This window comes from Pantoea anthophila, assembly GCF_026104315.1.
Taxonomy (GTDB): Bacteria; Pseudomonadota; Gammaproteobacteria; order Enterobacterales; family Enterobacteriaceae; genus Pantoea; species Pantoea anthophila.
Genome location: NZ_CP110473.1, coordinates 1,563,691 through 1,571,518, shown reverse-complemented (window position 1 = coordinate 1,571,518; position 7,828 = coordinate 1,563,691). Strand labels below are relative to the sequence as shown.

Here is a 7,828-nt window from a genome sequence, read left to right as displayed (position 1 = left end):
GCCTTTTTTTAGAAAACGAGTCCAATACGTGCGTAAACGCTGAGGCGATCGGGCGCCAGGTAGTCGGGATAGCTGACGGGAATGCTCAGCGACAGCTGCGTGGAGACATGGGCGTTGCGGGTACCCAGTCCCAGCGAACTGCCCCACAACGTGCCGGCGGCATAGCGATCCTGTCTGTCGCTCTGCAGCCATCCGCCATCCAGGGCCAGCGTGGAGCTGACTTCGCCAATCACTGGCAGCGTAAACAGCGTGTAGTTGAGTTCGTTGCGCAGGTAACCGCCGACATCGCCGGAGAGGTATTGCTCTTTGTAGCCGCGAACTGAGCTTTCACCGCCTATCGTCAGGCGTTCGCTACCGTAGAGGCGATCGGGCGACCACTGAGCGTACAGGCTGCTGAGCCACCACATTTTCTGCGTCAATGGTCGCTGATAGCTGCTGCTGACACTCCACTTGCGGAATTGCGCTTTGGGGAGATCGTCGCGTTTACCGCTGTCGCTTTCGGCATCGAACCACGGCATCCCGCGGCTCAGCATCGGATTAAAGGTTGCCACGCCGCCTGCCACTTTTTGCGTATGATTCACGCCGAGTTGCAGACTGGTGATTTTGCGGCTGCTGCTCTGAAGCAGTGTCTGATTCAGCCAGTTATGGCTGACATAGTGGCTGAGTCCGACCTGAACACCGGTTTTGATCTGTCCATTGCGGAACAGGACCCATGAACCGCTGAGACGGTTTGAGATGTTATCGCCGTTGCTGTACCAGTCGAAGCTGTTCGCGTTGAAGCGGCTGTGGTAGTTGCTCCAGCTATAGCTGTAATCCAGCAGCCCGTAGCCATAAGGCACGCTGACACCCGCCTGAAAATTCTGCGCGTCACGCCAGTCGCTGAACGCACTGCTGCGACCGCCGCTCACAAACCAGCGGTCGGCTAACCCCAGAAGATCGTTCCCCACCAGCGAGGCGGAAAGCTGGCCGACACCCGTGCTTCTCTGCCCGCTGTTATCCATATTCACTCCCAGCGTCAGCGGAAATTCAGGTTTACTGGTCAGATTAACGATGGAGTAGCCGGGCTTAGTCGATGGGATGATCTCAATCTGCACCGGCTCTGTGCGGAGGCGGTTGATTTGCTCCATGCCCTGTTCAATATCACGCAAATTTAAAATGCGACCGGCCAGGCCCGGAAAGGCCATTTTCAGCTGGTGTGAAGGGGCACCCTGCAAACGAATTTCTTCCAGCCTGCCTTCCAGCACCGTAATCGTTAACACTCCGCGGGAGAGGTTCTGTTCCGTCAGAAAAGCACGGCTGGTGATATAACCCCGCTGGACATACCAGTCCGATATTGCGCGTACCAGCTGGTTAATGCGTTCCAGCGTCAGACACTGATTGATATAAGGCGCGACCAGTTTCGCCTGCTGCGCTGGCGTGATTAAGGTGGCCTGTTGCAGGATAATCTGGCGAATATCAAAGCAGGGACCATCGACCTGCGCGGGCTTACTTTGAGGCAGTGTCACCTGATGTGACTGCGTTAACGCATCGCGCTGCTGCTGATCCTGTTGCAGACGCTGCTGCTGCTGATTCTGAATAACATCAAGGTCGCCGGGCGTGACCGGCGCCGCCATGACGTTGCTCATAAATACACTGGCTCCGAAAGCCAGCCACATCCCTGTCTGCGGCATTTTCATCGAAGGTTTAACAACGCTAATTGTAAGTTTTGTGTAAGGACAGGCGTGCAGATTAACACCTTAATAATCAGAAGTTCCTTATTGACTTAAAATAAAAACCTCTTGATGGCAAAAGTAAAACTGGCAGTGTAAAAACATTCGTTAAGCCAAATTTTCAATGCGCCTGAGACATTGTTTACAAAGCGTGTTTTTGCGAGTGTTAACGATATGAATGTAATCAGATGCGGATGTGAATCAATATCGACACAGGATGCCTGATTTATGTAACAGCGCTGAGGGTTAAGGAGGGATTAAATGTTGTTTCGCTCAGGGATAGGGGCGGAAGTCATTGCCGCTTATAGAACGCAAAAAGGCCCGCTCAGTAAGCGGGCCTTTAACCGGGAAGAGAACAACCGCTATTTTTCATGGTAGCGATGCACCGCCGGGTAATATTCCAGCCCATAGAGCTGGCTCAGCGGCAGCAGCAGTTCGACGTTAATATCGCGCCCGGCGTCTTCCGCTGCAGGGCCGCTCAGCAGCTGTTCAAACCAGGCTTTTAGTTTCTGTTTCATCTCAGACTCTCCGCATCAGTTGATGCCCTGAGTAAACCCGCTTATCCGCCGGATCTGAACCAAAAATTTCTGCACTGCTTATGCCGGAACTGGCATAACGCGCCCTGCCCGGCCAGCCACTAACCGGACACCGCCCCTTTACTGCGCGATGAGCGTAACCCAGTTAGCCCCTTTACCGGCGGGAGCTTCTGACACCCGTTTCAGCTCGCCGCTGGCGGGGTCGATGGCGTAGCTGCTTATCACTGCGCTTTTCTCTCCGCTGACGATCAGCCATTTTCCCTGTGCAGCAATCGCGATACTGCGCGGCTGTTTTTCCACCGGCCAGCTGCCGATCAGCGTTAACTCACCAGACGCTTTATCGACCCGGTAGCCGCTGACGGTGCTGGATGTCCGCTCGGTCACATAGATAAAGTGCCCGTCCGGCGTGATGTGAATGTCTGCCGCCCAGATACGTGGCGTGGGATCGCTGTAGCCCGCCGGGCGCTGCTCGCCGTGCTGCAGGTTATAGCGCTTCGCCACCGCATTCGGCCAGCGTTTCAACGCCGTCAGAGAGCCATCCGCCCCCCGCCGGAACTGGGTGATGGTGCCGCTCATCTCCGCGAGGTTATAGACAAAGCGATTATCCGGTGAGATCACCGAATGCCGCGCCCCGCTGTTTTTCTCGCCCTGAACGAACCCTTTACCCAGCGGGGTGATGACGCCATCGTCACTGAAGGCATACTGCAGCACCCGATCGGTGCCCAGGTTGCCGACGTACAGGGCGTGATTGCTGACGTCGGTGATCACGGAATGGGCGTGCGGCCCGGTCTTCACCTCGCCCGTGACCTGCTCCGTCACTCTGCCCTGGTTATCGATCCGGTTGCTGGTGACGATATCGCTGTCATAGGAGGCCGCCAGCAGAAAGTGACCGCGCCTGTCGGTGGTGATCCACGGAAAACTGGCCGCGACCGGTGTCACCGCCATTCTCTGCAGATCGCCATGCGGACGGGTCACGCGCCAGCTGACGATGGCGTAAGGTGGGCTGCGCAGTGCGCCATAGAGGTGCTGGCCATCCGGGCTGGCCGCCAGCGGCATAATCTTTCCCCCGGCGGGGGTCTCGCCGCGCCAGTGCAGGCTGCCAGTGGCCTCATTAAGCGTATAGCGGGAGACGGTGCCCGACTCCGCATTCGAAACATAAACAAAGGTCGTTGCCCATACTGACGGGCTACAGAGGAGCGGCAGAAGCGCCAGCGCCGTTTTAAAACGGTTCATAGAATCACCTTTCTGATTATCGGGTCCGGGCATCCGAATGACGATAGCCAGGCCGGGCGCGTCGCGCATTGTGCAACTGCCTGAACGGTAGCGTAAAAGTCTGGAGATGTGACGGCTGGGGTGTTTTACATCGGAAGCGCCACGCCTCCCCGCAGCGGAGAAGGCGTGAGCAGGCCGCTAACCGATTCTGGCGAGCATCTGACGATAGCGATCGAGCCACTTGCCGCTGTTGAGTCGCCACCAGAAGAAGACGCCGCGCACCGTCCAGTCAAGGAACATCCCCAGCCAGACGCCGGTGACGCCCATGCCCAGTTCAATGCCGAGCAGATAGCCCGCGACCACGCGCGCGCCCCACATACTGAACATCGACACGTACATGGTGTAACGCGCATCGCGTGCGCCCTTGAGTCCGGCGGGCAACACCCAGGAGGCGGCCCAGAGCGGCATGAACAGGGCATTGAGCCAGAGCAGGTGTTTCGTCACGTTTATCACCTCCGGATCGCTGGTGTAAAAGCGCGCCAGCAATCCGGCCAGCGGCACCGTCATCAGCGCTATCGCGCTCAGACAGATCGTCGCCAGCCAGAAAACATGCCGCACCTGGCGCTCCGCCTGAAACACCTGATTTTTACCCAGCCGGGTGCCGGTAATAATGGTCGATGCGGACCCCAGCGCATTGCCCGGCAGGTTGATCAGCGACGCCACCGAGAAGGCAATAAAGTTACCGGCAATCTCGCTGGTGCCCATCCCGGCGACAAAGACCTGGGTCAGCAGTTTACCGCCGTTGAACAACACCGACTCGATGCTGGCAGGCACGCCGATACCTAAAACTTCCATCAGGATGCTGCTGTTCCAGCGCCGGAAATAGCTCGACAGGGTGATTTTCAGGGAGGCGTTAAAGCCGATCATCAGCACGTAAATCACGGCGATTGCCCCGATATAACGGGTAATGGTCAGCCCCAGCCCGGCACCGATAAACCCTAAACCGTCCCAGGAGAAGCAGCCGTAGATCAGCACGCTACTGATGATGATGTTAAGGATATTCATGCCGCCGTTAATCAGCATCGGGATTTTGGTGTTGCCTGCGCCGCGCAGCGCCCCGCTGCCAATCAGGGTGATGGCGGCAGCCGGATAGCTCCAGGCGGAGGTCTGGAGGTAGCTCAGCGCCAGCGCTTTGACTTTGGGTTCGGCCGATCCCGCAATCGCATCAATAATCAGATGCCCCCAGAACTCGATGGCGATCACCAGCACGAAGGCGAGTATCGTCATCATGGCCAGCGACTGACGCGTGGCGGCGCGGGCGCGCTTGCCGTTGCGTTTAGCCAGGCTGAACGCCACCACCACCGTGGTGCCGAGATCGATGGCGGCAAAGAACGAGATGATCACCATGTTGAAGCTGTCGGCGAGGCCCACGCCCGCCATCGCCTCTTTGCCCAGCCAGCTGACCAGGAAGGTGCTCAGTACGCCCATCAACAGCACACAGGCGTTCTCGAAAAAGATAGGCACTGCTAATGGCGATATTTCACGCCAGTAGAGCGTGCGATAAGCGCGACGTTTCGGGTACCACGCCGTGCGCCTGATCGCCTGCATCACTGCTACGCCGGGATTTTGCAAAGGATTACCAAATCAGAAGAGACTGGACAGGAGTTCTAATGATGATAGTGGGCAGAGAAATATGCAAAGTCTTTCCGGGACAAATTAATCATCGTTACAAACTTTTTCGGGCTGTCACGGCATTTTCTGCCCCGTCGCCCTGCCCGCTGTAGCAATCCTGTTTATTTCCCCGACGTTACGAACGCACAGCGCGCGCCAGCGGGTACCCATCCTGCCCTCTTTTCGCCCTCATAATGCGGGCAGTGTAAACAATACCCCGGCCTGGATCGTGAAGATTTTCTTATGGGCTTTCAGCGCCGCTGACGGGCGCATCCGGCCACGCTGTTCAGATTATCCGCCGGGTTCGTGCAAAAAAAAGGCGATCACACATTCTTCACCAATCTCTGCAACAAACCCGCTAAGCTTGGGGCAAACTGCGGAAAAAAATGGAAGGAGAAACCATGCCGACATTACGGAAAAACCTGACCAGCCAGCAGGCGCTGGATGAACTTGAACGCCTTTACAGTGGCGCGGTCGATGCACTGCGTGCGGCGATTAAAACCTTTACCGAAAACGGCACGCTGCCCGATGCCGACGCCCGGGAGCAGGGACTGTTTGTTTACCCGGAGCTGCGCATCACCTGGCGCGGTGACGGCCCGCAGCAGAATCGCACGCGTGCCTGGGGACGCTTTACGCATACCGGCAGTTACAGCACCACCATTACCCGCCCGGCGTTGCTGCGCCACTACATTGCGGAACAGCTGGCGATGCTGGAGAAGGAGTACGAGCTGGAAATTGACGTGGTGCCTTCCCGCCAGGAGATCCCCTATCCCTACGTGATTGACGGCTCCGATCTCTCACTGGACCGCACCATGAGCGCCGGTATCGCACGCCACTTCCCGACCACCGAGCTGTCGCAGATTGGGGATGAGACCACCGACGGGCTGTTCCACGCGGACGCTCAGTTTCCGCTCTCCCACTTCGACGCGCTGCGCACCGATTTCTCGCTGGCCCGTCTGCGTCACTACACCGGCACCAGCGTGGAACATTTCCAGCCGTTTGTGCTGTTCACCAACTACACCCGTTATGTTGATGAGTTTGTCCGCTGGGCGATCGAGCAGGTGCGCGACCCGGAGACACCGTACGACAGCCTGGCCTGCGCCGGGGACGTGGTGCTGACGGCCGACACGGCCGACAGCGAGGCGATGCTCTCCGATCTGGCGTGGAAGAAGCACCAGATGCCCGCCTGGCATCTCACCTCACCCAACCGTCGCGGCATTACGCTGATTAACATCGGCGTTGGCCCGTCGAATGCCAAGACCATCTGCGATCATCTGGCGGTCATGCGCCCGCATGCCTGGCTGATGATTGGTCACTGCGGCGGTCTGCGCGAAAGTCAGCGGATTGGTGACTATGTGCTGGCACACGCCTATCTGCGCGACGACCACGTGCTCGACAGCGTACTGCCGCCTGACATCCCGGTGCCGAGCATCGCCGAGGTGCAGCGTGCACTGTATGACGCCACCAAAGCGGTGAGCAACATGCCGGGAGAAGAGGTCAAACAGCGGCTGCGTACCGGCACCGTGGTGACCACGGATGACCGCAACTGGGAGCTGCGCTACTCTGCGTCGGCGCTGCGTTTTAACCTGAGCCGCGCGGTGGCGGTCGATATGGAGAGCGCCACCATTGCCGCACAGGGATACCGGTTCCGGGTGCCTTACGGCACGCTGCTGTGCGTCTCCGATAAGCCGCTGCACGGTGAAATCAAGCTGCCGGGTCAGGCCAACCGCTTCTATGAAGGCGCGATTTCGGAGCATCTGCAGATTGGTATCCACGCGGTAGAACTGCTGCGCGCCGAGGGTGACAAGCTGCATTCGCGGAAGCTGCGGACGTTTAATGAGCCGCCTTTCCGGTAAGAGTTGCTGCCGAGGGGTGTTCGCTGCGCGAACGGGGCTTGAGGGCGGTTGCTGCGCGAGCGGAGTCTGAGAAGATTTCGTTCGGCTGGTCGCCTGGGCTGATAGGGTTCGCTGCGCGGGCTGAGTCTGAGCAGGTTTCGTTCGCCGGGTGAATCCGGCAGTTCCAGCTTCGCCTCTGCAGGCGACCGACAAGGGGGCGCCAGTCGCAGCGCCCCCTTGACCCCGGGCTCCGGCCTGCCTCACCGCCGCTTCGCGGTCCCTTCGCTTCTTCCGGATTTCTCACGGACCGGCAGGACGCGCCATCCCTGGCGCGAACCTGCCTCTTCGCGACATCCCTGTCGCTCGTCCTGAAATCCCTCATCCGCTCAGCGGTTCAGACGGCCTCCCTCCCCGCTGTTAACTTTTCTGTTTATCTGGCTCTCTTATCGCGGTGAGTTAATGAGACTGCCTTAGCCTTCAGGCCAGCAGACAACGATCCATTCAGGAGAAACGAAGATATCTAAGGCGGGGGTGTGGGAGAGGCATCCGGCGCGCTGAGGAGCAACCGGAGGCCAGGATGAGCCGACAGGACGTCGGCGAGAGGACGGCACGAGCCAGGGATGGCGAGTCCGGACGGTCCGTCGGCCGCAGGGCGTGACGAAGGTACCCCGCAGCGCGGGGCGCATAGGCTGCCGGACGCCGGGATTGTTAAGGGGCGGGCGTCCGCCCCTTGACGCGTCCGCCTGCACGGGCGAACTGAAACTCCCACACGCCTGGCGGGCGAAACCCTCTCAGAGCCACCCCGCCGCCAGGTAATAACTCCCACAGCCTGGCAGGCGAAACCCTCTCAGAGCCAGCCCACCGC

General features: G+C 59.0%; 5 protein-coding genes. 1 reads left to right on the top strand and 4 read right to left on the bottom strand.

From position 1 onward, the window contains the following. Positions 1–8: 8 nt before the first annotated feature. The 4 genes from OJ965_RS09775 to OJ965_RS09760 form a co-directional block, all read right to left on the bottom strand. Positions 9–1,676 carry a ShlB/FhaC/HecB family hemolysin secretion/activation protein gene (locus OJ965_RS09775; RefSeq protein WP_265139056.1) on the bottom strand — a complete coding sequence of 556 codons (1,668 nt, stop codon included), beginning with the start codon at positions 1,674–1,676 and terminating at the stop codon, positions 9–11. A gap of 395 nt (positions 1,677–2,071) precedes the next feature. Next, a complete protein-coding gene (locus OJ965_RS09770; RefSeq protein ID WP_265139054.1) occupies positions 2,072–2,227 on the bottom strand; it encodes a hypothetical protein in 156 nt (51 codons plus the stop codon). A gap of 138 nt (positions 2,228–2,365) precedes the next feature. Continuing rightward, positions 2,366–3,478, bottom strand: coding sequence for a lactonase family protein (locus OJ965_RS09765; protein WP_265139052.1), 1,113 nt, complete (start codon positions 3,476–3,478; stop codon positions 2,366–2,368). A gap of 177 nt (positions 3,479–3,655) precedes the next feature. Then, a complete protein-coding gene (locus OJ965_RS09760) occupies positions 3,656–5,065 on the bottom strand; it encodes an EmmdR/YeeO family multidrug/toxin efflux MATE transporter (RefSeq protein WP_140028916.1) in 1,410 nt (469 codons plus the stop codon). A 464-nt stretch (positions 5,066–5,529) separates the two neighbouring features. Between OJ965_RS09760 and OJ965_RS09755 the strand changes: the two genes are divergently transcribed. Continuing rightward, entirely contained in the window at positions 5,530–6,984 is a 1,455-nt protein-coding gene (locus OJ965_RS09755; RefSeq protein WP_046102104.1) for an AMP nucleosidase, read from the top strand. Positions 6,985–7,828 lie beyond the last annotated feature (844 nt).